This is a genomic window from Rasiella rasia (assembly GCF_011044175.1).
GTDB lineage: Bacteria > Bacteroidota > Bacteroidia > Flavobacteriales > Flavobacteriaceae > Marinirhabdus > Marinirhabdus rasia.
In genome coordinates this window covers 1,986,771-2,011,111 of record NZ_CP049057.1, presented here as the reverse complement: position 1 = coordinate 2,011,111, position 24,341 = coordinate 1,986,771, and the positions used below count along the sequence as shown (strand labels likewise).

The 24,341-nt window shown below is 37.4% G+C and carries 16 protein-coding genes; 5 read left to right on the top strand and 11 right to left on the bottom strand.

All coding sequences use genetic code 11. The features are described 5' to 3' along the window. Window positions 1-76: 76 nt before the first annotated feature. Complete coding sequence (locus tag G5B37_RS09025) at window positions 77-1,279, bottom strand: porin (RefSeq protein WP_164679712.1); 1,203 nt, start codon at window positions 1,277-1,279, stop codon at window positions 77-79. A gap of 416 nt (window positions 1,280-1,695) precedes the next feature. On the opposite strand from G5B37_RS09025, the gene G5B37_RS09020 reads away from it, so the two are divergent. Next, window positions 1,696-2,079: a toxin-antitoxin system YwqK family antitoxin gene (locus tag G5B37_RS09020; protein ID WP_164679711.1), complete on the top strand. Its 384-nt coding sequence runs from the start codon at window positions 1,696-1,698 to the stop codon at window positions 2,077-2,079. A 77-nt stretch (window positions 2,080-2,156) separates the two neighbouring features. On the opposite strand, the gene G5B37_RS09015 is transcribed toward G5B37_RS09020, so the two are convergent. Together G5B37_RS09015 and G5B37_RS09010 are read right to left on the bottom strand one after the other, a co-directional pair. Further along, window positions 2,157-4,979, bottom strand: coding sequence for a TonB-dependent receptor (locus tag G5B37_RS09015; protein WP_164679710.1), 2,823 nt, complete (start codon window positions 4,977-4,979; stop codon window positions 2,157-2,159). Between the two features lie 90 nt (window positions 4,980-5,069). Continuing rightward, the gene (locus G5B37_RS09010) at window positions 5,070-6,347 is read right to left on the bottom strand and encodes a hypothetical protein (RefSeq protein ID WP_164679709.1); all 1,278 of its coding nucleotides are present in this window, start codon (window positions 6,345-6,347) and stop codon (window positions 5,070-5,072) included. 271 nt (window positions 6,348-6,618) lie between these two features. Here G5B37_RS09010 and dgt point away from each other — a divergent pair, with 271 nt between their 5' ends. Beyond that, window positions 6,619-7,953, top strand: coding sequence for a dGTP triphosphohydrolase (dgt, locus tag G5B37_RS09005; RefSeq protein WP_164680917.1), 1,335 nt, complete (start codon window positions 6,619-6,621; stop codon window positions 7,951-7,953). Here the strand turns inward: dgt and dxs are convergent. Then, window positions 7,950-9,728, bottom strand: a complete 1,779-nt coding sequence (dxs, locus tag G5B37_RS09000; protein ID WP_164680916.1) for a 1-deoxy-D-xylulose-5-phosphate synthase — start codon at window positions 9,726-9,728, stop codon at window positions 7,950-7,952. The two genes, dgt and dxs, sit on opposite strands and share 4 nt — an antisense overlap. Window positions 9,729-9,885: 157 nt before the next feature. Here dxs and G5B37_RS08995 point away from each other — a divergent pair, with 157 nt between their 5' ends. After that, the gene (locus tag G5B37_RS08995; protein WP_164679708.1) at window positions 9,886-10,335 is read left to right on the top strand and encodes a nucleoside deaminase; all 450 of its coding nucleotides are present in this window, start codon (window positions 9,886-9,888) and stop codon (window positions 10,333-10,335) included. A 119-nt stretch (window positions 10,336-10,454) separates the two neighbouring features. Here the strand turns inward: G5B37_RS08995 and G5B37_RS08990 are convergent, their stop codons facing one another. From G5B37_RS08990 to aspS, 3 genes are all read right to left on the bottom strand, one after another. Next, window positions 10,455-10,652, bottom strand: coding sequence for a cold-shock protein (locus tag G5B37_RS08990; protein ID WP_164679707.1), 198 nt, complete (start codon window positions 10,650-10,652; stop codon window positions 10,455-10,457). A gap of 151 nt (window positions 10,653-10,803) precedes the next feature. Further along, window positions 10,804-11,049, bottom strand: a complete 246-nt coding sequence (locus G5B37_RS08985; RefSeq protein ID WP_164679706.1) for a hypothetical protein — start codon at window positions 11,047-11,049, stop codon at window positions 10,804-10,806. Window positions 11,050-11,084: 35 nt separating this feature from the next. Beyond that, window positions 11,085-12,833: an aspartate--tRNA ligase gene (gene aspS / locus G5B37_RS08980; protein WP_164679705.1), complete on the bottom strand. Its 1,749-nt coding sequence runs from the start codon at window positions 12,831-12,833 to the stop codon at window positions 11,085-11,087. Window positions 12,834-13,053: 220 nt separating this feature from the next. Between aspS and G5B37_RS08975 the strand changes: the two genes are divergently transcribed. Both G5B37_RS08975 and G5B37_RS08970 read left to right on the top strand, forming a co-directional pair. Further along, entirely contained in the window at window positions 13,054-16,041 is a 2,988-nt protein-coding gene (locus G5B37_RS08975; RefSeq protein WP_164679704.1) for a SusC/RagA family TonB-linked outer membrane protein, read from the top strand. Window positions 16,042-16,052: 11 nt separating this feature from the next. After that, window positions 16,053-17,378 carry a RagB/SusD family nutrient uptake outer membrane protein gene (locus tag G5B37_RS08970; RefSeq protein ID WP_164679703.1) on the top strand — a complete coding sequence of 442 codons (1,326 nt, stop codon included), beginning with the start codon at window positions 16,053-16,055 and terminating at the stop codon, window positions 17,376-17,378. A 78-nt stretch (window positions 17,379-17,456) separates the two neighbouring features. Here G5B37_RS08970 and G5B37_RS08965 read toward each other — a convergent pair whose 3' ends face one another. The 4 genes from G5B37_RS08965 to G5B37_RS08950 form a co-directional block, all read right to left on the bottom strand. Beyond that, window positions 17,457-20,972: an efflux RND transporter permease subunit gene (locus G5B37_RS08965; protein ID WP_164679702.1), complete on the bottom strand. Its 3,516-nt coding sequence runs from the start codon at window positions 20,970-20,972 to the stop codon at window positions 17,457-17,459. A 49-nt stretch (window positions 20,973-21,021) separates the two neighbouring features. Next, window positions 21,022-22,188, bottom strand: coding sequence for an efflux RND transporter periplasmic adaptor subunit (locus G5B37_RS08960; protein ID WP_164679701.1), 1,167 nt, complete (start codon window positions 22,186-22,188; stop codon window positions 21,022-21,024). A gap of 80 nt (window positions 22,189-22,268) precedes the next feature. Continuing rightward, the gene (locus G5B37_RS08955; RefSeq protein ID WP_164679700.1) at window positions 22,269-23,642 is read right to left on the bottom strand and encodes a TolC family protein; all 1,374 of its coding nucleotides are present in this window, start codon (window positions 23,640-23,642) and stop codon (window positions 22,269-22,271) included. After that, window positions 23,642-24,247: a TetR/AcrR family transcriptional regulator gene (locus G5B37_RS08950; RefSeq protein ID WP_164679699.1), complete on the bottom strand. Its 606-nt coding sequence runs from the start codon at window positions 24,245-24,247 to the stop codon at window positions 23,642-23,644. Before G5B37_RS08950 ends, G5B37_RS08955 begins: the two co-directional genes overlap by 1 nt. Between the last annotated feature and the right edge of the window lie 94 nt (window positions 24,248-24,341).

The following is a 24,341-nucleotide window of genomic DNA, read 5'->3' as shown; positions in this document are numbered from 1 at the left end:
TAAAAAGTGCTTCCATGGCGCAAATGTCACAAATTAAACGAGGCCATTTGTTACCAAATTGTTATGTCTTTAGTTGTTAAAAATGTAAATCAAACCCTGTTCTCAACATGATGTTATCTTCATTGCCATCACGGGTGGTATAGCTTATATCTGCTTGAATTTTTAGTTTGTGTCCTACCACATATTTTGAAAAACCTACAGTGTATTGCTCTTGCGGGCTTCTACCTGTAACTGAGTCGAAATCTAATGTCGTAAATCTTCCTGTAATTTCGTAATTAGTTTTGAATAAATAACTTACTTGGGTATTTAAGGCGTTTCCTACGCTTACAATGTCGCCTGTTTCTGTACCATCCTCTTCAATAGCAATGGGATTTGCCGCATCTCGTAGGGCATATTCTCCCATAAAAGCAAAGCCTTTATATTTAAACATGGCATCTGCAAAGAAGGTTGTAATGTCCGTTTCGTAGAGAGAGCCATCTTCTAAAAACATATACGAACCTAAATTGCTACGTGTTTTAACCGCGTCCTGGTTATAATCGTATGTAAGACCAACCATTAATTTTGCGGATTGCTCGCGCTTTAAATCGCCTTGGCTGTAATCTCCCTTCGCCGCAAATTCTCCGAAGGGTAGAAACTCTAAACGACCCGTATATTGCAGTCCACCTTCATTTCCTTGGGTGACGTTTCGTCCTTCTCCTTGAGAGATGGCAATTTTTTCTTTCATGATAACATCACCTCCTAAGTTGGTTTTATGACGTATTTGAATACCTACATCACGATCTATGTTGAAACGGCTATTTAATAAAGAACGATCAATTAATTGAAGATTTGCAGAAGAAACAACGCGTTCTACGTTACCGGGTAATTTTGTCTGACCTGCCCATAGTTCGAAATTTTCGTAGAAATTCCACTTCACTACAGCGTCAAGAATAATTCGAGAAGTGTTTCGGTTAAATTGGTTTCCGCCAGAAATATCTCGGTTCGATAATCCCAATTCAAGTTTATATTTCAATTTTGGAGAATATGCAAAACCGTCAAATTTTAAACGCGCTCTTCTTATTGAGAAGTTATATTCAGCAGCATCATAACTATCGCCGTTATGGTTCCAGGTAGTATTGAATCTGCTTTGTATACGAGGCGCAAATTTCACACTAAAGGAACTGTCCTTAGCTACAAAATTAATGAGGCCTTTGCCAAATTTTGTATCGCTAATTTCTTGTGCAGCGGTAGAGTGCATTAATAATAATGCAATTACCACTAATAGGTAATTCAATTTCATTACGATCGTTCTAAGTTTTTGTCGCTGCAAAGAACCGTAATGAATGTTAATTTAATGTTACGTAATGATTAAATTTAGAATTGCTTACATTGCTCGATTGTTAATAAAAAAGGCCACCCCGAAGGGCAGCCTATACACAAGTAACATTTAGTTGACAAAAACTTAAACGATGTACAAGTGTAGTCGTCTCTCGACTTAACAAAATAAATACATTTATGTAGGCTAATTGTAACCCTAAGTTTAAGTTAGTATTAAGTAATATGAATTTGCAATGTTAAGTTTTTAAAATTTAACATTGAATAAACGGCTGAAAAACAGAAAGTTACGAACTTAATGTTATGTAAACGTTACGAGAACCTTTCAAAATTGTTATCTATTTCGTAAATTTGGTGTATAACAAGTTAAAAATTGGTAATATGAAAAATATTCTTTCTCTTTTAGTAGTGTGTTTATTTGCGAATGTAGCAGTAGCACAGCAATGTAGTAAGACATGTAGTAAAGATGTAAAAGACAAATATGTGTTAGTAGATGGACTTATTCAAGCCACATTATACCATGATAACGGAGTTGTTGCACAAAAAGGATTTTACAACCAAGAAAACAAATTACAGGGTGAGTGGATTAGTTTTGACAGATTGGGAAATAAAACCGCTGTTGCACAATACAATAATGGTAACAAAGTAGGTACTTGGAAGTTTTACCAAGGAGATACTATGAAAGAGGTAACGTATGCTAATTCTAAAGTAGCCAAGGTAAGTACTTGGGAAGCAACAGATACTCGAGTAGTTTCTTATAAATAAAAGTTTCTACTTAGAGAAAAAGGGCAGTAAAACTCAGTTTTACTGCCCTTTTTTTATGCTTTCATTTTTTCTTGAACTTAAAACCTAACACTATAGCTTAGGCTAATATCCTGTCCAGGACTCCATCTTGAATACAATTGGTCTTCTCCACCAAACGATTGGTATATGCTTTCAACTTTATCATCTAAAATGTTCTCAAATTTTAATGATATTGTTGAGTTTCTGTTTTCACCAAAGCTTTTAGATAAGTTAAGCTTTAAGTTGTGAAATGGTAATGTGTATACGTCGGCTACATCACCGGCACCTACAATTTGAAGTGTTTTTCCTTGTGAGTTGTAAAAAAGACCTCCATTCCAGCCATTGTCTTCATAATTGAAACCTAGGTTTAAAAGGTAAGGAGACTGCCCTTGAAGTTGACGAGTATCATCTAAAGTTTCTCCATCTCTTAAATTATCTAATCTTCCTTCTCTTTCGTCTTCACTATACTCTTGTTGAGATTCGATTAGTGAAAAGTTTACGTTGAAATTGATGTTGTCTAGTCCACGGATAAAACCAAGGTTTTTTCTCACTTCAAATTCTCCACCAAATACCGAAGCATCACCTAAATTTAATGGGGTGTATTGCCCATAAGCTCTTCGAATAAAAGAGAGTTCGATTGGGTCTTTAAAAGACTTATAAAAACCACTCAATGCAAAAAAGTCGCCAGACTCTCCATACTTTTCAAATCGTACATCGAAGTTATTAATATAGGTTGGCTGTAGGTCTATGTTTCCAATAAAAGTAGTGCTACTAATTGGATCAAAAATTTCGGCCAAAGAAGCTTCTTTAAATGACGGTCTTGCCGTTGTACGAGCAAAAGACGATCTAATCTTCTTGTCTCCTTCTTCGTTTAAATCGAAAATTAAGTTAACAGAAGGAAAGAAATCTGCCTTGTTTAAAATTTCAGCAGCATTTAACGTTGTACCATCTTGTCTTTCTCCAGTGTATGTTAAATTAAACTGCTCAAAACGAACACCCGCCACCGCATTAATCCAGTCGGTTATTTTAAATTCTTCAGAAACATATCCCGAAGCTACAGAGACGTCAGAATCGTATGAGTCTGAGTCGTTAGAATCTTGTCTAATGTAAAAACCACTGTTAGTCGCTGGATCATAAACATTTTCGTCTGCTAAAATTAAATCGGGATCACCATTAATTGATGCTGAAGGGAAGTTTAATACTGGAATAGAGAATTTTACAACTTCAAATGTCCTGTTTTTAAAGGTATAGCCTCCTCCAAACTTTGTTTTTGCATCGTAACTAAACAGGGAGTGTTTTTTCTCGATATCTAATTTTCCTGCTAGGTTAATTTCCTCCAAGTCTCTAAAAAATCTTGAAGGCACACCAGATTCACTAGGCTCAATAGTAAAGGTTTCTTCTCCAGTATCAGGATTGGTAGATACTCTAAACGGGGTTACTCTAAAATCTTTATCTTCAATTTTAGCCAAGGTTGGTGATAACGCCCATTCTACAGTCCAATCGTTGTCATCTCCTAACGAATGTTTTCCGCTTACTAAACCATTTGTAATAGAACGTTGTGTGTAAATTAGGTTATCTTTAATTACATTATTACTACTAATTATAAAATTACTTTGTCTAAAAATAGAAGCTTGAGATTCGCCATTCTGAACGTGTAACACATTAAATCTGTATTTCGACTTCTCAGATTTTAGCGATAGCCCTGCCAATGCACTAATTAAAACATTGTTGTTTCCTAGCTCTCCATTTTGAGTACGGTCTGCAAGTAGTTCGAAGTTCGATTTATCTGCTTCGTCTTTTCTAAAAATCTGACCATTTATGTACTCATCGTAATAAGACGTTTCATTTCTGTATGACAATGAAGCCAAATACCCTAACTTCTTATCTCCAATTTCGTACTGATTACCAGCTGTTGCTGAAAAATTAAAATCTAAAAAACTAGTTTCTCGTTGTGCAGCCATACGTTCTTCAAAACGCTGAGTAATTACTGAAACTACCTCGCCATTTTCTTGTGGTAATGGTACTGTTTGGTTAGCGTTTAATGGATTATCTCTTAATCCATTGTCGAAACCAAGTATGTCTGTATTACTTGTTTCAGAAGTTAAATAACTATCCTTAAAGTGAAAATTAGAATTATACGTTGCTCCAACGGAAACGCTATATTCTTCTCTTGTAGGAATGTCTTTTGTGACAATATCTACTACACCACCTGTAAAATCTGCTGGTTTGTCTGCTGTTGCTGCTTTAATTACAATTACATTTTCGAGAATCTGCGTTGGAAAAATATCAAGTTGTAAGGTATTTCGGTCTGGATCTAAACCTGGCACGTCAACACCATTTAAAATAGATTTTGTGTATCGATCACCCAAACCTCTTACATAAACAAATTTTCCTCCTTGTATAGATACACCAGGAACATTTTTTACTGCACTCGCAATATCACTAGCGCCAGTCTTTTTTATAGTCTCTAATGAAAGTCCGTCTAAAAGGTTAACCGAATTCTTTTGAAAACTAAGTACGGCGGCCTCTGTATTCTGACGAGCTGTAGTTGTAATCACAACTTCGTCTAGCTGCCCAGCACTTGCTTGTAATGTAATATTGGTAGTAGTCATTTGACCATCTGAAACAATAACATCGGTTATTTCGGTAGTTTGATATCCCACAAACGAAAAAACCAAGGTATACGATCCTGGCTCTAAATCTAGACTGTACTTTCCTTCAAAGTCTGATGTGGTACCTTTTTTAGTGTCTTTTATAATAACATTTGCAAATGGAAGCACATCGTTAAACTCACCGTCATTAATGGTTCCTGTGACCCCTGTCTGACTGAAAATTACTTGTGAAACGAAAAGGCTAGTTAGTAATAGTAAAAAATTTTTCATATTTGTTTATTATGTAAACAAGCTCGTCTTGTTTTTACAAGACGAGCAAGTTGGCTAATTGAAATAGAATAATATAAGTTTAGTATATTATTAGAATGCTCCTTTTGCACTTGCAAAAGTCCAAGCAAATACTCCTGTGTTAGCGCCACCGCTTGTTCCAGTTGTAGTCCAGCTAGCAGCTCTTTCAGAGAATGTTGGGTCTAAAATTATTATGTCTTCAAATACATCGTTCGTCTCGTCTGCATCATCGCAGTTTGCAATACATGCAACCTTCTCAACAAATATTGTGTTGTCAGCACCGTTTAAAACCCAGTTTTCGAAGGTAATTTCTCCGTTTAAGAAATTTTGAGATACTTCGTTGTTGTCTAACTCTACATCGGCAGAAGCTTTAAAACCTGTTGCGTACACATTGCTAACAGTTCCCATAGCACCATCTCTAAAGTCGGCATACTCACCATTTTCTGTTACAGTGTTTCCAATAAGTGTTAACCCATTGATAGTAAAAGATCCTTCTAGAGAACCTGCAGGTCCGTCTATTTCAAGACCATGGTCAGAAATATCACCAGCGATTACTAAAGAATTTGAAATTGTTCCTGAATAAGCTTCATCAATATCTAAACCGTCATCTCCTTGAGCCCATACTAATAAGTTAGAACTGTTAACAGAACCACCAAACCATTCGATACCGTCATCTACATTTGCTACCACTTCAATGTTTGAAATTGTAGTTCCTGAACCAACACCACCTAAAGTAAGACCGTTAATTTCATTACCGTCTCCAATTAAAGTTCCACCATGACGAATAGATACATAGTTTAAAGATCCAGAATCGTCTGCATCGTTTGTACCTCCGTATAACCCGTTGGTGTCACTTGCAGGGATTCCTTCAATTTGATTCTCACTAGCGTCTCCAGATAGAGAAGCTCTTGCATTACCTAGAATAATTACTCCTCCCCAAAGACCTCTGTCGTTTTGAGATAAGTTAGTTCCAGCTGTTTGCCCTAGCTCAATGTTGTCTGTGCTTGACGTGAAAATAATAGGAGCACTTGAAGTACCATTTGCTTGAATTTTACTTCCTCTTGCAATAATTAAAACTGAAGCATTAGCCTCTTGTCCTGGCAACGCTTTTATAATAGTTCCAGCTTCAATAGTAAGAGTCGCACCAGAAGTAACTGTTACACGACCATCTAAAGTCCATATTTCATCACTTGTTAAAGTCATGTCTTCTGTTATTTGTCCAGCTAATACCGTATCTACTGGTGCTGGATCATCGTCAACAGGAATTATTTCATTATCATCGTTGCTACATCCAACAACAAATAATGAGAGCGCTATAAGAGCAATCTGAGAAAGAAAGAATTTTTTCATTTTTTTGAATTAAGTAATTAGATTTAATTTTACGTTGCAAATAAACTCACATTAAAATGAGAGTTAGTTATCTCAATGTTATGGTTATTTTAGTATTAAGTAAGGTTTGTGTTACCTTAATGTTATGTGCTTTTCATTTTTTATTTAGCCCAAAACTACGACGTGATATAGCAATCTTATGTTATGTATTCTCTAAGAAAAGGTGAAGTTTTATGTAGTTTCAACAGCATAGAAATTGGTATCTTGCAACTGTCTAAAACAGTTTACTATGATGCAATGGGAAGACCTGCTCTCGTTACAAAAGCAGGGAGATACAAAAAAGAGACTACGAATAGAAGAAAACGAATCACGTACGGGTTTCGAAGTAGATTATGACCGAGTAATCTTCTCTTCAGCTTTTCGTAGCCTTCAAGATAAAACACAGGTAATCCCACTTTCTAAAACCTCTTTCGTACACACGCGCTTAACACATAGCCTAGAGGTTAGTGTTGTAGGCCGTTCACTTGGAAGACAAGTAGGCATAGCCATCTTAGAAAAGCATCCTCATTTAAAAACAGTACACGGATTTCAATCTACAGATTTTGGGGCCATCGTGGCAGCTGCATCCTTGGCACACGATATTGGGAACCCGCCTTTTGGGCATAGTGGTGAAAAAGCTATTGGTAATTATTTTTTACACGGAAATGGAAAACGATTTAAAGATGCGTTAACTGAAAAACAATACCAAGATCTTATAGATTTTGAAGGAAATGCAAACGGCTTCAAAATTGTAACCGAAACAAAAAATGGTGTCGATGGCGGACTTAGACTCACGTTTGCTACCCTTGGTGCTTTTATGAAGTATCCAAAAGAAAGTCTTCCGAAGAAACCTACAAACCATATAGCAGATAAGAAGTTTGGTGTATTCCAAAATGATACTTCCTTTTTTTCTGAAGTAGCCGAAAATTTGGGCCTTATAAAACGTGGTACTAAAGGTAACTTGAGCTACCATAGACATCCACTGTGTTTTCTGGTAGAAGCCGCAGATGATATTTGCTACACTATTATAGACTTTGAAGATGGTATCAATCTAGGCTGGATTCCTGAAGAAATTGCCCTAGAGTATTTAGTCAACTTAGTGAAAGATAGACTTAACAAGGAGAAATACGCTGGGCTATCGCAAACTAAAGATAGGCTTGCCTATTTAAGATCTTTAGCTATTAATACCTTAATATCTGAGGCGGTAACCATTTTTGTAAACAATGAAGATGCTATTCTTAAGGGAGAATTTACAGCTTCGTTATTAGACAAAAGTCAATACCAAGCGCAAATCTCAGATATCATTAAAGAAAGTATTTCTAAAGTGTACCAAAGCCCAGAAGTAGTTGAAAAGGAACTAGCTGGCTACCAAATTTTAACAACGCTATTAGATGCTTATACTACTGCTTTTGAAAATAATGCAAATGGCAAATTACGTCACTATGACAAGCTACTGCTAAGAAGTTTTAACGAATTAAAAATTCCTGAAACAACCTATAATTACCTTATGTTTTGCTGTAACCATATATCTATGCTTACCGATGGTCAGGCGTTGCAGCTATTTCAAAAAATAAACGGAAACCTTTAAATTAAGCGATAGATTTCTTGCCTAATTTTATTGATTGAAATTCCGGCCAATTCTTGTAATTCTTCTACTGTACCGTGTTCGGGGAAATCGTCAGGAATTCCAAGAATTTTAATAGGGTGCGTATAGGCGTTTTCTGCAGCAAATTCTACAATCGCACTTCCTAACCCTCCTTTTTTAACGCCATCTTCTACTGTTACAATTTTTTTATATCTACTGAAAATTTTATGCAATACTATTTCGTCTAGTGGTTTTAAAAACCTGATGTCGTAGTGTGCAATGATAATTTCTGAAGTTTCTTCGATACTTTTTATCGCTTCGGAAACATTAGTTGCAATTGTACCTATAGAAATTATTGCAATTTGGTTTCCTTCTTTTAGCAGATGTGCTTTACCAATCTCTATTTTTTTAAAGGGTTGTTTCCATTCTAAAATATGGCCTCTGCCTCTAGGATAGCGAATGGCAATTGGTAAGCCTAAGCCAAGTTGAGCGGTAAATAAAATATTCCGTAGTTCTAATTCATTTCGAGGTGCAAAAACGATGAGGTTTGGGATACATCGTAAAAATGCTAAATCAAATATACCGTGATGGGTAGCCCCATCTTCGCCTACAAGTCCTGCACGGTCAAGACAAAAAATTACGGGAAGTTTTTGTAAGCATACGTCATGAATTAGTTGATCGTATGCTCGCTGTAAAAATGTAGCGTAAATGTTACAATAAACTGTCATGCCCTGGGTGGCAAGACCTGCTGCAAATGTTACGGCATGTTGTTCTGCGATACCCACATCGAACGCACGATCTGGAAAGGCCTCCATCATAAATTTTAAGGAGCTTCCTGTAGGCATGGCTGGTGTAATGCCTACAATATGCTTGTTTTCTGAGGCAAGTTCAACCAACGTTTTGCCAAAGACATCCTGAAATTTAGGCGGTTGTGCCTTTGTAGATTTCGGTAAAAGTTCGCCTGTTTCTGCATTAAATTTTCCAGGAGCATGATATTTAACCTGATCTTCTTCTGCTTGGCGTAACCCTTTTCCTTTCTTGGTAATTACATGCAGTAATTTGGGCCCAGGAACAGTTTTTAATCGCTCTAATTCGTCTATAAGCACAGAAATATCATGTCCGTCAATAGGTCCCGAATAATTAAAATTTAAGGCTTCAAATAGGGTGTCGGTATCTGGCGTGCCGTCAAGATTTACTTGAGTTAGGTAGTTTTTTAACGCGCCAACACTAGGGTCAATACCAATGGCGTTGTCGTTAAGTATAACCAAAAGGTTGGTGTCTGAAACGCCAGCGTGGTTTAGAGCCTCAAAGGCCATTCCGCTAGCTATAGAAGCATCTCCAACAACAGCAATATGTTGTTTATGGCTATGACCTTGTAATTGAGCCGCGATTGCCATTCCCAAAGCTGCAGAGATTGCTGTGCTGCTGTGTCCAACACCAAAAGTGTCGTACTCGCTCTCGTCTCGTTTTGGAAAGCCACTAATACCATCAAGGCGTCTGTTGGTATGAAACAGGTCTCTTCTTCCAGTAAGTATTTTATGACCATAGGCTTGGTGACCTACATCCCAAACCAACAAATCTTCTGGGGTATTAAAAACGTAATGTAGTGCTACTGTTAATTCTGCCACTCCCAAACTTGCGCCTAAATGACCTTCTTTGGTAGCTACGGCATTGATAATAAATTGCCGTAACTCACTTGTTAATAGAGGGAGTTTCGATTTAGGAAGTTTCCGAAGATCGAAAGGTGATTGAATAGTTTGTAACAGATTATTTGTCATTGAAACAAAGATAAGAGGCTTCATGACATTATTGCGAATTCTAAAATGGAATTTATTTTGTATTCATGCTATAGAACTTTCTGCTACTTGAATTTTGTATTTTTGGAACGGGAAGTAAAAAAATTATATTCAATAGTATAACGCTCAACTATAAATTGTGATAGAACCTTTTGACGATACTTACTTTATGAAAAAAGCCATGCAAGAAGCTGAGGTAGCTTACGAGCAGGGCGAAATACCTATAGGTGCTATCGTGGTAGTTAACAACCAGATTATTGCGCGTGCACATAACCTAACGGAAACTTTAAATGACGTAACCGCCCATGCCGAAATGCAAGCCATCACGGCTGCGGCAAATTTTTTAGGCGGCAAATATTTAATTGATTGTACCCTGTATGTTACTATAGAACCTTGCCAGATGTGTGCAGGGGCATTATTTTGGAGCCAACTATCTAGAGTGGTCTATGGCGCAAGAGATGAACAACGCGGGTGCATTGCGATGGGAACGAAATTGCATCCAAAAACAAAGATGGAAGGTGGTGTTTTGTCGGCAGAGGCTTCCCAACTCTTGAAACAATTTTTTATAGAGAAAAGAAATTTGAACTAATTAGGTAACATCTGTTGTTGACACCCTAGCAGCAGAAATAAAACACCTTATTAAAAACGAAAAATCCCCCAAGCCTAAACTTGAGGGATTTTGTTGGTTGGTTTTTACGAATATATATCTTAGTCGTGAATTACGCGTACTTGACCCGCAACCATTCCTTTTCTTCCTTCTTCTTCAACATATTCTACTTTGTCACCTTCGTTAAGGGCTTCGCCATTAAGTCCAGTTACGTGTACGAAAATGTCTTTTCCGGTATCATCATTAGTGATGAATCCGTAACCTTTTGATTCGTTAAAAAATTTTACTGTTCCTTCCATTGTAATAAAAAAATATAATTAATAAGCGGCAAAGTTACATTATTTATGCTGCCGTAGGTAATCAAATTGTAAATTTTTCATAAAATGGACGGGAAGATTCGTTTTGTTAGGGCGCTCTTTTTAAGCGAGAAACATCTTAATAATGAAGTTTTTACAGTTTTTTGTCCTTCCCTTCTTCGCGCATTTTGTCGAGATTTTCTTTAGTTAACATATAGTCTTTAAAACTGCGTTTTCGCCAGCGATGGTATATAAATAATGGCATCCAGAGAAAAAATAATGCTGAAATACCAATACCTATACAAAATTCTCCAGTTTTAATATCTTCAGGTTTTATATAAAACCCAAAGGCTACAGAGCTAGCGATTAAAATAAAGATTATGATGAGTAGCAATCGCATTTTTTATATGCTTGTTAAAAGGTTCGCGTTTTTTTCTACAAATCTAATTTAAGATTGAGTTCGGCTAATTGCTCTTTGTCTAATGGGGCAGGGGCATCAATCATAACATCGCGTCCGCTGTTGTTCTTCGGAAATGCTATAAAATCGCGAATGGTTTCTTGGCCGCCTAAAATGGCTACCAATCTATCTAATCCGAAGGCAATTCCACCATGTGGAGGTGCTCCATATTCGAAGGCATCCATTAAAAATCCAAATTGTGCCTTTGCCTCTTCCTCTGAGAAACCTAAGTGTTTTAGCATGATGGCTTGTGTTTCTTTGTCGTGTATACGAATAGAACCACCACCAATTTCGTTTCCGTTTAATACTAAATCGTATGCATTTGCTTTAACTTCACCTGGTTTGGAGTCTAGCAATTCTAGCTGTCCTGGTTTTGGAGAGGTAAAAGGGTGATGCATGGCATGGTAGTGTCCAGTTTCTTCGTCTAGCTCTAGTAGAGGGAAGTCTACTACCCAAAGCGGTGCAAATTCGTCTGCCTTACGAAGGCCTAATCTTTCGGCTAACTCCATACGTAATGCCGAGAGTTGCGCTCTCACCTTATTGGTTTCTCCAGAAAGCACGCAGATAAGGTCACCTTTTTTGGCCCTAGTTGTTTCGGCCCATTTTGCCAAGTCTTCTTGATCGTAGAACTTATCTACAGAAGATTTGTAGCTTCCATCGTCATTACATCTACAATAAACCATACCCAGAGCGCCTACTTGAGGACGTTTTACCCAGTCAATTAGTTTGTCAATTTCTTTACGTGTATAGCTATTACCTCCTGGTACTGCAATTCCTACGACCATTTCAGCAGAATTAAAAACGCCAAAATCTTTGTGTTGAGCAACCGCATTTAGCTCGCCAAACTCCATACCAAATCTAATGTCAGGCTTGTCATTTCCGTACATTCGCATAGCGTCATCGTACTGCATTCTTGGGAAATCTCCAACTTCAACTCCGTTAATTTCTTTTAGTAAATGGCGGGTTAGCCCTTCAAAGGTGTTTAAAATGTCTTCTTGCTCAATAAAGGCCATTTCGCAATCTATTTGCGTAAATTCCGGTTGCCTATCTGCGCGTAGGTCTTCATCTCTAAAGCACTTTACAATTTGAAAATACTTATCCATACCGCCTACCATAAGCAATTGCTTAAATGTTTGTGGCGACTGCGGAAGTGCATAAAACTGACCTTCGTTCATGCGGCTTGGCACCACAAAATCACGGGCACCTTCTGGAGTAGACTTAATAAGGTAGGGCGTTTCTACTTCAATAAATTCTTTATCTGAAAGGTAATTACGTACCGCCATAGTTACTTTATGACGAAATACTAGATTTTTTCTAACAGGGGTACGACGAATATCTAAGTAACGATATTTCATTCTAAGATCCTCACCACCGTCTGTTTCGTCTTCTATAGTAAAAGGAGGCGTTAATGATTGGTTTAGCACTGAAATTTCAGAAACCAGAATTTCAATATCACCTGTAGGGATACTCGGATTTTTACTTTCACGCTCAATAACAGTTCCTGTAACCTGAATAACAAACTCACGCCCCAGTTGAGATGCCGTTTCCATCATTGCTTTTGGGGTACGTTCTGCATCAAAAATAAGTTGTGTGATACCGTATCGATCCCTCAAGTCTACCCAAACCATAAAACCTTTGTTTCGGGTTTTTTGAACCCATCCTGCCAAGGTTACTTTTTTATCGATATCTACGGCTCTAAGTTGGCCATTGCTATGCGTTCTATACATGTTGAAACTTTAAATTAAATTTTAAGCTTGAAAAGCGGATGCAAATTTAAGAAGATAAAATTAGGATAGTACTATATTTTTGAGGTATCCCTATGATTAACAGTGCAATTGAATATTCTATCATCAATGTTAAGTGAATGTTATGAAAAACTCAATAAAAATGTAAAATTATTGAATAATAAGCAGTAATTTCGAGATACATTAACTTAAATCATAAACTATGAAACAAAACAACTTTTATCGTGGGAGGCTTTTGCTTTTCTTATTCTTGTTACCGTGCTTCGTATTTGCTCAAAATGCAATTACAGGTAAAGTAACTAGTGAAGGAGGTGAAACCGTTCCCTTCGCAAATGTCATTGAAAAAGGTACTACCAATGGTACTACCACAGATATTGATGGTAATTATACTATTAATGTCGCTAATGTGCCTGTTACCTTAGTTTTTTCCTCATTGGGATATACAACAATTGAGCAATCTGTAAGTAGTGCAGGGACTGTTAATATTACTATGGCCGAATCTGCACAAGCACTAGATGAGGTTGTAATTACAGGTTTGGCAACCTCTATTAAGCGAACAAATTCTGCAAATGCAGTAGCCTCGTTATCTGCAGAAGATATCACTGGAAAAACGCCACCACCTACATTAGATGGTGCGCTCTATGGTAAATTTGCAGGAGCCGTAGTGAATCAAAACTCGGGTGCACCTGGAGGAGGATTATCTGTAAAGCTTCGTGGTGCAACATCTATTAATAGTAATGTACAACCTTTATATATTGTAGATGGGGTGTATGTAGATAACTCATCTATTGCATCAGGTTTAAGCTTTGTTTCCGCCTCTGCAGCAGGAGGGAGCACACAGGGAGATGCTCAAGACAATGCTACCAACCGTATTGCGGATATTAACCCAGAAGATATTGCAAATATCGAAATTTTGAAAGGTGCTTCTGCCGCGGCTATTTATGGTTCTCGTGCAGCAGCAGGGGTGGTTATTATCACTACAAAAAGAGGTAAAGCAGGTGAGACAAAGTTTAAATTTTCACAATCTGTAGGATGGACTGAAGCAATTAACTTATTAGGTGTTAGAGACTACAATAGACAACGTGTCTTAGATACCTTTGGAGAAGATGCTGCCAACGACTTTGTAAACGCACAAAACAATGGAACATTAGTTGACTACGAAAATGAAATCTTTGGTGAAAAAGGATTTATTCGTCTTACAAATTTTAGCATGAGTGGGGGAGATTCGAAAACGAAATTTTTTGCCGGTGTAAGTCATAACAACGAAGAAGGTATTGTACGCAACACAGGGTATGAAAAAACTTCGTTACGTTTAAATTTAGATCACAGAGCGAAAGATTGGCTTAAGTTCAGCTTAAGTTCTAACTATATCTATTCGTCTTCAGATCGTGGGTTCTTTAATAATGATAACTCAGGTACTACTATAGGTATTGCACTTACAGCTACGCGTCCGTGGGACAATCTTTTAGCAAATGCCAATGGTATTTACCCAGACCATCCTAATAACTCATCTAACCCTTTGCAAACAAGAGATTTGGTTACCAATAGTGAGCGGGTAAATCGTTTTATAATTGGAGGAACAATGAACCTTGATTTTTACAGAGGCGATAATTCGAGTTTAGAATTAGTACTCCGTGGTGGTTTAGATATGTACGGACAACAGTCTAGAGCTTTTTTCCCAAAAGGATTACAATTTCAAAAACCTGTAAATGGAGGATTGAATGGTGTTTCGGTACAGGGAGATACGCAGAACAAAATTTACAACCTTTCAGGATTCTTAGTTCATAATTTTACAACGAATAACGATATTAACTTTAGAACCCAAGTAGGTTTAACCAATGAGCGTTTTGATAGAGATACAAAACGTATTAATGCCACTGGATTAGTTGCATCAGAAACCAACGTAGATCAAGCTGCCAATGTAGGTGTAAATCAAATACGTGACAAGCAGGAAGATGCAGGATTTTTTGCACAAGAAGAAATTAACTTCGACGATAAAGTGATAGCAACTTTTGGAGTTAGAGGTGATCAATCTTCTAGAACAGGAATTCCAGATCAATTTAACTACTATCCGAAAGCATCTGTTGCTTTTAACCTAACAGAGTTTGGCATAGGAGGAGATGGAACCGCGTTGAGTCAATTTAAATTGAGAGCTGCCTATGGAGAGGCTGGAAACTTCCCACCTAGAGGTGCTTTGTTTACTTCTTATGGAGGTGCCGTTACGTCTGATGGAGTATTAGGAATCAGCCTGCAAGGTGTTAGAGGTTCTAAAGACATTAATTTTGAGAGACAAAAAGAATTAGAATTTGGTGCAGACTTTGGATTGTTCGAAGACAGAGTTAATTTATCAGGTACATACTATATAAAAACTATAGATGATCTTATCTTACAATCTGCACTGCCACCATCTTCAGGGTTTACTTCTGAAATCGTTAATGCAGGTGAACTACAAAACAAGGGTATCGAACTTTCGTTAAGTGCTACACCAGTTTCAAATGATAACTTTCAGTGGGACTTAGGTGTAAATTGGTTTAAGAATACTTCGGAAATTACCAGATTAGATGTAGATCCGTTTAATGTTGGAGCCTTTGGAGCTACCTTAGGTACCTACCGAATTGAAGAAGGTTTTAGTGCTACCCAAATTGTAGGTATTGGTCCAAATCCTGGACCTAATGGTTTCCAAGTTTTTGGAGATGCTGAGCCAGATTTCCAAATGGGAATTAATAACAATTTCAAATACAAGAATTTAGATTTGGCATTTTTATGGCAATGGAAAAAGGGTGGAGATAATATCAACTTAACAGCCCTTTTAACAGACCTTAACGGAACAAGCCATGATTATGATACCATAGACTTAGATCCTGAAGGGCAATTAGGTAATGGTCCTTACAGAGTGAGCCAATTAGGTTCTTCTGCCGAAGTATTTGTAGAAGACGCATCGTACGTACGTCTTCGTGAAGTAGGATTATACTACACATTAGATAGTAATGCATTAGGTGGTGTAATTGGAGGAGCTATAGACTCGGTTCGAATAGGTCTTTCAGGAACTAATCTACTTAATTTCTTCGACTACAATAGCTATGATCCTGAAGTGTCTAACTTTGGTGGAGGGTCTATTTTTACAGGTGTAGAAGTAACACCTTTCCCTTCTTCTAAGAGATACTTATTTCACCTAGGAGTTAACTTTTAAAAAAAACTATTATGAAAAAACAGATATATAAAATTTTATTCTTGCTTGCCGTTGCTGGAACCTTGTTTTCCTGTGAGGTAGAAGAATTTTCAGACCTAAACAATCCAGAAGTGGATGCGTTTAATGAGAACTTAACGCGAGGAGACCTTCAAGATTTAGTGGGAGGGGTATTATACAGCTCTCGAACTCGATTAGGAACCTATTACGACGATTGCGGTGTAATTGGTCGCGAGTATTGGAGGTTTTCTAGCTCCGACCCTCGCTTTACAAGTGATTTACTTGGCGGTGAGAATGCAGTCTTAGATAACAATACATTCTATATTACCCAGCCATGGGCTTCGAGGTATAGAACTGTAAAGAATGCAAATCTAATTTTAGGGTTTTTAGAGGCACAAGATGTTTCTGCCCAATTTACAAATGCTGAAGTAAATGCAACTAAAGGATTTTTACAAACCTTTATTGCCTACGAGTTGTTACTTAACTTAAACTTGACAGATGCAAACGGTATTCGTACAGATGTATCCGATTCAGATAATTTGGGACCTTTTGTTTCAAAAACTCAGGCGCTTTCAGACATAAGATCTATGCTTGAGGAGGCTGCAGGAAATCTTGGAAATGGAGGTAGTGCTTTCCCATTCTCTATTACATCTGGGTTTAGTGGTTTTGATACACCAGCATCATTTTTGTCTGCAAACCGAGCGATTTCTGCTCGAGTAGCAGCATATCAGGGTGATATGGGAGCGACGAGAACTTTCTTAAGTGGATCATTCTTGAACCTAAGCTCTTCAGATCTTAGCACAGGAATTTATCATACCTTTTCTCTAGGTGCAACAGATATTTCAAATCCAATGTTCTTCCCTTTAAATGCAACTACTGCTGGGGCTAGAATTATGGAGCCATCATTCCTTACAGATGCAGAAGCAGGTGACAACAGGCTAAGTAAAGTTGTGGAACGAGATGAAGAAATCACTTTAGATGATCTTACAGGAAATTATGATGTGTTTTTATATACCTCTCAAGAATCTTCAATTCCTATCATTAGAAACGAGGAGTTAATTTTATTATATGCTGAAGCCAATATTAGTAATAATACAGCCGAAGCATTAAACGGAATTAATATAATTCGTGAAAGTGCAGGATTAGATCCGTACACAGGTGATACCGATGCAACTTCACTAATTAATGAGGTTTTGAGACAACGACGCTATTCACTTTATGCCGAAGGGCATAGATGGATTGATATGAGACGTTACAATAAATTAGATGAGCTTCCACTAGCTCGTCCAAACGATGACGTGTTCTCTCAATTTCCAATTCCATTAACGGAAGGAAATTAATTTGGATTAGCTTCCATTAGAAAAGCCCTTTCAATATTTATTGAAAGGGCTTTTCAATTTAGAATTTCAACTAGAGACTTATTCTGCAGCCTCTACGTTTGCATTTTCAAAGTCTACTTCTTGAGCAACAGGATTTTTTCTAGCACTCCACCACATTTTCATACGCATAGAAATATAGAATAATACAGGTACCACAATTAGCGTTAAGAACGTTGCTATAAGCAAACCATAAATAACGGTCCATGCTAATGGCCCCCAGAAAATTACATTATCCCCTCCAAAATAGATGTTAGGATTAAACTCGCTAACTAGGGTGTAAAAGTTTATATTGAGCCCTATGGCTAAAGGTATTAAACCTAAAATAGTTGTAATAGCCGTAAGTAACACGGGACGCAAACGCGCTTTTCCTGCCTTAATTATACTCACTAATAAATCTTCTTTGTTAAGATACTCATCATCATCTAAGTTTAATTCATTCTTCTTTCGATCTATTAATAGTTGAGCGTAATCTAGTAGCACCACCCCATTGTTCACAACAATACCAGCTAAAGAGATAATTCCCATCATTGTCATCATAATTACAAACGGAGATCCTGAAATTACAATTCCTCCAAAAACCCCAATAAAACTTAAGAATATTGCAATCATGATGATTGTAGGCTTAGATATTGAGTTAAACTGAAAAATTAAAATCAAGAAAATGAGGCCCAATCCACTGAAGAATGCGCCCATCAAGAATGCCATTTGCTTGTTCTGCTCTTCTATCTGCCCCGTAAAATCGAATTTTATAGTATCAGGAATACCTTCAAAATTCCGCATTTCATTTTGAATCTGACTCACCACGGCACCCGCATCTGTATATCCTGGCGCTAATGCAGAATAAACAGTTACTATGCGTTGACCTTGTTTGTGTTTAATAGCACTAAAACCAGAATTGTTACGTTTTGTGGCAACGGCAGAAACAGGGACGTTACGCAGTTGACCGGTATTTGTTCTAAACGTCATAGTCTGATTAAACAACGCACTTACATTATAGCGGCTTTCTTCGTCAAAACGAATATAGATATCATAGTCCTCTCCATCTTCCTTATAAATGCCAGCCTTGGTACCAAAAATAGCATTTCTAAGTTGTTGTCCAACTTGCCCAGCGCTTATGCCTAACTCACCTGCTTTTTCACGATCTACAACAACTTCCATTGCTGGTTTGTCTTTGTTAACATCAATCTTTAACTCATCGATAGCTGCAATGCTCTTAGAATTAATATACTCGCGCATTGTTTCGGCAGCAGCAATAAGTTCATTATAGTCATCGCCCTCAAGCTCTATATTAATTGGAGCTCCTGCCGGGGGTCCGTTTACATCCTTTTCAACAGAAATTAGCACTCCTGGATAAATTCCAACGAGAGCTTCTTGTACTTTCTGACGCAATATTTCACTGTCTTCTCCTCTTCTATATTTATACTCTCGCATGGAGGCAGTAATTTTCCCTTTATGCGGCATTTCTGCTGCAGAACCACCATCGGTTTGCGGATTTCCAGCACCTTCACCTACTTGACTCACGGCGCTTTCAACTAAAAAGTTATAGTCGCCATCTGTATATTCTTCACTATTTAATGTTTCATAAACAACATTCTCAATTTCTTTTGTAATGGCGTTGGTCTTTTCGATATCGGTACCTTGTGGGTACTCGATATAGACAATAATCTGGTTGGGCTTATTGTCTGGGAAAAATTCTATTTTAGTACGCTGCATACCCACCGAAGCGCCAAAGGCAATAAATGCGGCAAATAATAGCACGAATGTTCCGCCTACAATCCAGTAAGGCCTTTTTCTTTTAAACGATCCTGTAAGTTTCTTTTCATACCAGTTTTCTAATCGAGCTAATGTCTTCTTCTGAAAGCGATTTGCCATTCCTCTTATTACTAACCTGTACGCCCACAACATAATAGCGGTAAACACCATTAAAGTACCTAGTGCTCTATATTCTCCACCAAAAATCAATATGAGTAACCCAATACCCCCTACAATTGCTGAAATTTTAACCAATTGCTTTTTCGGCATATTTTTATCTTCTGTTTTCATAAACTGCGATACCAAAACCGAGTTAAAGAAAATAGCAACAAATAGTGAGGATCCTAATACCACCGAAAGCGTGATTGGGAAATAAATCATAAACTGTCCCATGAGCCCAGGCCATAACCCTAATGGGATAAACGCGGCAACGGTAGTAGCTGTTGAAATTATAATAGGAAAAGCGATTTCTCCAATCCCTTTTTTGGCTGCTTCAACCCTGCTAAGGCCTTCTTCATCCATAAGCCTATACACGTTCTCTACCACCACAATACCGTTATCTACCAGCATTCCTAATCCCATAATCAGTCCGAAGAGTATCATAGTGTTCATGGTGTACCCTAACTGATTTAGGATCATAAGTGACATAAACATAGACATGGGGATCGCAAATCCAACAAAAAGCGCATTTTTAAATCCTAAAAAGAACATTAAAACTGTTACTACTAAGATGATTCCGAAGATAATATTGTTCACCAAATCGTCTACCTGACCAATTGTTTTTGAAGATTGGTCGTTGGTTATTGTCACGTTTAGGTTGGAAGGAAATATGTCTTTTTTTGCATCGGCAACAATTTCTTGAATTTGTTCTGCAGCTACTACCATGTTTTTCCCAGAACGTTTTTTTACGTCTAGCATAACTACCCGCTCTCCAAATTCACGGGCATAGGTAGTTCTGTCTTTTTCTGTAAACTTTATAGATGCGATGTCCTGTAAGAAAACAGTATTTCCATTTTCAGATTTTACCACAAAATCGTTTAACTCTTGAGGGTCGTTAATTTCACCTAAAATCCTGATGGTACGTCGCTGCCCACTTGCAATAAAGTTTCCTGCAGACATGGTCATGTTGCCATTAGCAATAGCACTACTTACGTCTTGAAAACTTACATTGCTAGCCATCATTTTATAGATGTCTACGGCAACTTCAACTTCTTTGTCTTGCACGCCTCGGATATCGGCTTTCTTAATTTGCTCAAGGTTTTCGATTTCATCTTGCAAGTACTCTGCATATTCTTTCAGCTTTAAGACGGGGTAGTCTCCCGAAATATTAATGTTTAGAATAGGCATTTCTTCAGAAAGACTTAATTCAAACACGTTGGGTTCAACCTTGGCGCCATTAAAAGTTGGCCAATCTTCACCCGCAGTTTCAGAATCTATTTCATCTTTTATTTTCTGTTTCGCCAATTCTACAGAAATATCTTCGTCAAATTCAACCACAACCATAGAATAATCTTCTTGTGAAGTTGAGGTGATTTCTACCACATTACTCACAGTTTTTAGCTTATCTTCTAATGGGTCTGTGATTAATTTTTCTATGTCTTCTGCCGTATTTCCAGGAAATAATGAACTAATGTAAATTTTGGTTTCATGAATTTCAGGAAAGCTCTCACGAGCCATGCTGAAATATGCCGAAATACCCATATACAGAATCATTGCCATCATCACATAAATGGTGGTCTTATTATTAATGGCCCATGAGGAGAGTTTAAATTCCTTTTCGGTATTTTTCTTTTGCTTTGCCATAAGATGTTTGTTAGTTGGCGTTAGTAGTTAGTGCGGTTCAAAAAGTACCTTAGTAGGTAATAATTTTTACGGTTTGTCCGTCTTTTACACTTCGGGCACCTTCATTAATAATCTCTGCCCCTGGGGATAACCCGCTAAGCACTTCAATGACATCTCCTTGCGATTGTCCAGTTTCAATGATAATACGTTTGGCGGTAGCTTTTTGTCCTTCCTTAGCCTCAAGGATATAAATATATTGCTCGCCCGATGCATTTTCAGAAATGATGTTCTGTGGAATTAAAACTGCGTTTTCATTGGTGTAATCGTTAATTTTTAAGCGGGCAGTAAGGTTAGGTTTTATAAGCTTGTCTGAATTTGGTACTGCTACCTCTATCTTAAATGTTCTATTTTCTGGATTAATGAAATCTCCCGTTTGGCGAATTTTGGCATCCATAGTTTTTCCTAAAACCGGAAAGTTTACTTGAACATCTTTACCAGTAGTTACATTGCTTATATACGTCTCAGGCACGTCTGTTTCAATATACATATTGTTGAGATTCACAATTCTTATAATTGGAGTCTGTCCTGGAGCCACTACGCTACCTTGCTCAGTAATTACATCGTCTATGGTTCCAGAAAACGGTGCTCGTATGCTAGACTTACCAAGTTGTTGTTTCATGGCATTGATTGCATTTTGTTGTGCTTCGTAATTAGACTTAGCCTGTAGGTATTGGATTTCACTACCTATTTTTTGATCCCATAAACGTTTTTGTCTGTCGAATGTAGTTTTGGCTAAATCGGCTTGCACCTGCATTTGTGCAAGTTGCTGGCTCAATCCGCCGTCATCTACACTTGCCAAAAGTTGACCTTTACTTACTCGTTGTCCTTCTTTCACGTATACACGTTGTAATACACCCGCCATTTCTGGGGTGACTACTATATTTTGTTTAGTATCTACACTTCCCTGTAATTCTACATAGTGATGAAACACCGTGTCTGTTGCAACTAATGTGGTAATTAATGGGATGTTTTTCTCAGGATTTAGTTCGTTTATTTTTTTATCAAGCTGCGTTAACTGCTCATGGAGCGTTTGTTGTTGCGAAGCGAGTTCGTCTTTTTTCTTCTGAAGCGTAACAAGATCGTTGCTTTCTAAAACAGCTTCTATTGAATTACCACCTGCTCCACCACCACAAGAGATGAAAAAAAGCGAAATCAATGCTATAATTGAATATTTCATAATTATTAATTTGTTGGACGTGTTTGCATTACGTCTGTTAGTCGATGAGTTTGTTTGTTGTGGGGTAGTATATGGTTGCATTAATACTTTCCTTTAATTTGTTCAGATTCTATTCTTAAATCGGGTAGGTTTAATACCGCTTCAATTTCTGCTTTCGAATTAATGAGATCCAGCATGGATTGAAAATACTGCTGTTGAGCTGAATACAACTGTGTTTGTGCTTGGCGCAAATCGAAACTTGTACTCAAGCCTTCAGTAAACTTAACTTGATTTTTAGTTTCGATTCGCTCTGCCAAGGCTTTGTTCTTTTTCGAATTTTCGAACTTTTCGATAGCAAATTGATAGTTGCTTCTTGCCGTATTTAGCTGCAATGTTACGTTTTGTTTAGTCTCTTCTAGTTCTGTTTTTGCTTGGTCTAGCGCGATTCTAGCACGTTGCGTTTTAGCACTTCGCATGCCACTGCTAAAAATGGGTACATTCATACTAACGCCAACTACAGAAGATTGAAACCACGGTTCGCCAGAATCGAGAAAAGAGAATTCGTCTCTAAAAGCAGATGTTCCATAGTTTACAAAAGCAGAAATACTTGGTAGCGCTTTACTCTTTTCAAGTTTCATCTCTAAATGGCGTTGCTCAGTAAGATTAAATGCTATTTTGTAATCTATGTTTTCTTCAATAGATAGCGTACTGTCTAGTAGCTCAAGATTTGCACTTTCTTCAACCAAGGTGTCAAGGGTGTCTTCAAAAAGCACAGGGCTTTCAATAGGTATACCAAGAGCCACATTAAACATTTGTTTAGCAATAACGGCACTTCGTTCGGCATTTTTTAGTTGCGTATCTATATCTAATAAGGTTATTTCTAACTGTTCTACACTTTCCTCTTCTGTAAGTCCGTTCTCAAATATTTTACGTGTTTCAAAAACGTTTTTTTCTAGTGTAACTTTATTTTTTTTGAAAATCGCTATCAATTCTTCTGCTAAAAGAACACTTCCGTAGGCATTTATAACACCTTTACGTACTTCGAGGTTGGTCTTTTCTGCTGCATTTTCTGAAAAATCTAGAAAAGCCTTAGCTGCTTGAAGTCCTACCAAATAACTACCATCAAAAATTAATTGATTTAAAGTGGCAACGGCACTAGCATTTTGTTTGGTTCCAAAAACCACAGGTACAAATGTTCCTGGCTCACCCCCACTAAATTCTGCAGGAATAAGTGTCACTTGTTGTTTTAAATTGTTTTGGTAATTAATATTTCCGCTTAATTGTGGCAAGCCCGTTGCTGTGGTTTCCCACTTCTGCTTAATAGCTTTTGCTATGTCTCTTCGGGCATTTAGAGCAGTATAGTTGCTGTCTAACGCAAATGTAACTGCTTCGTCTAGACTAAAGGAATACCCTTTGTCTTGGCCAACGGTTGTTAGCGATGTAAGCAGCACGACTATAATTATAAACTGTTTCATTAATCTTGGTTTGATTGAATAAGTTGATTGAGAATTTTTCTACCGTCTGGAGTTACAATACCTCTTAAATGGTATTCTAAGAACATTTCATATAAAGCAGAGCCTTCGAACATAGTAACAGGAAACAAGTTGTTGTCTTTAATTCCGGTTACGCCATTAAAGTAGATGCGAGAAACAAACTGAACATCTATATTTTCACGAAACAACCCCTGCATTATCCCCCTTTCAAGGTTTTTTACAACGCATTCTTGCATTAGAGCAAATTGCCTGTTTTTAATATTTTGATAGATGCTAGGGTAGTACTTTTGAAGTTGGTGCGATGGCGATTTTTTTTCGTTGCGCATATGCTCCATAACACACTTTTTTATCTCGTATGTTTCTTCAATCGGATTTTTATTTAGCTCGCAAATAGAATCTATTTGCTGCGAAATACGCTCAAACATCGAGTCGGTCACTACAGCAACAATGGTTTCTTTATTATTGAAATGGGTGTAAATTGTTTTTTTCGATATACCCATTTCATTGGCAATATCATCCATGGTTACACTTTTAAAACCCAGGGTGATAAATAATTCGGTTGCCTTCTGTATAATTTTTTCCTTCATAATAAGAGCGCAAAAATAGAACAGGAAACTTTAAAAACAATATAAGTTTCCAAAGTTTTGCTTTTTTTTAACATTTTGTTAATATGGAGGGCTT

Excerpts from the sequence above, each read along its gene's own strand:
- G5B37_RS09025 (WP_164679712.1), bottom strand. The coding sequence starts at position 1,279 with ATGAAATTGAATTACCTATTAGTGGTAATTGCATTATTATTAATGCAC.
- G5B37_RS09020 (WP_164679711.1), top strand. The coding sequence starts at position 1,696 with ATGAAAAATATTCTTTCTCTTTTAGTAGTGTGTTTATTTGCGAATGTA.
- G5B37_RS09015 (WP_164679710.1), bottom strand. The coding sequence starts at position 4,979 with ATGAAAAATTTTTTACTATTACTAACTAGCCTTTTCGTTTCACAAGTA.
- G5B37_RS09010 (WP_164679709.1), bottom strand. The coding sequence starts at position 6,347 with ATGAAAAAATTCTTTCTTTCTCAGATTGCTCTTATAGCGCTCTCATTA.
- dgt (WP_164680917.1), top strand. The coding sequence starts at position 6,619 with ATGCAATGGGAAGACCTGCTCTCGTTACAAAAGCAGGGAGATACAAAA.
- dxs (WP_164680916.1), bottom strand. The coding sequence starts at position 9,728 with ATGACAAATAATCTGTTACAAACTATTCAATCACCTTTCGATCTTCGG.
- G5B37_RS08990 (WP_164679707.1), bottom strand. The coding sequence starts at position 10,652 with ATGGAAGGAACAGTAAAATTTTTTAACGAATCAAAAGGTTACGGATTC.
- G5B37_RS08985 (WP_164679706.1), bottom strand. The coding sequence starts at position 11,049 with ATGCGATTGCTACTCATCATAATCTTTATTTTAATCGCTAGCTCTGTA.
- aspS (WP_164679705.1), bottom strand. The coding sequence starts at position 12,833 with ATGTATAGAACGCATAGCAATGGCCAACTTAGAGCCGTAGATATCGAT.
- G5B37_RS08975 (WP_164679704.1), top strand. The coding sequence starts at position 13,054 with ATGAAACAAAACAACTTTTATCGTGGGAGGCTTTTGCTTTTCTTATTC.
- G5B37_RS08970 (WP_164679703.1), top strand. The coding sequence starts at position 16,053 with ATGAAAAAACAGATATATAAAATTTTATTCTTGCTTGCCGTTGCTGGA.
- G5B37_RS08965 (WP_164679702.1), bottom strand. The coding sequence starts at position 20,972 with ATGGCAAAGCAAAAGAAAAATACCGAAAAGGAATTTAAACTCTCCTCA.
- G5B37_RS08960 (WP_164679701.1), bottom strand. The coding sequence starts at position 22,188 with ATGAAATATTCAATTATAGCATTGATTTCGCTTTTTTTCATCTCTTGT.
- G5B37_RS08955 (WP_164679700.1), bottom strand. The coding sequence starts at position 23,642 with ATGAAACAGTTTATAATTATAGTCGTGCTGCTTACATCGCTAACAACC.
- G5B37_RS08950 (WP_164679699.1), bottom strand. The coding sequence starts at position 24,247 with ATGAAGGAAAAAATTATACAGAAGGCAACCGAATTATTTATCACCCTG.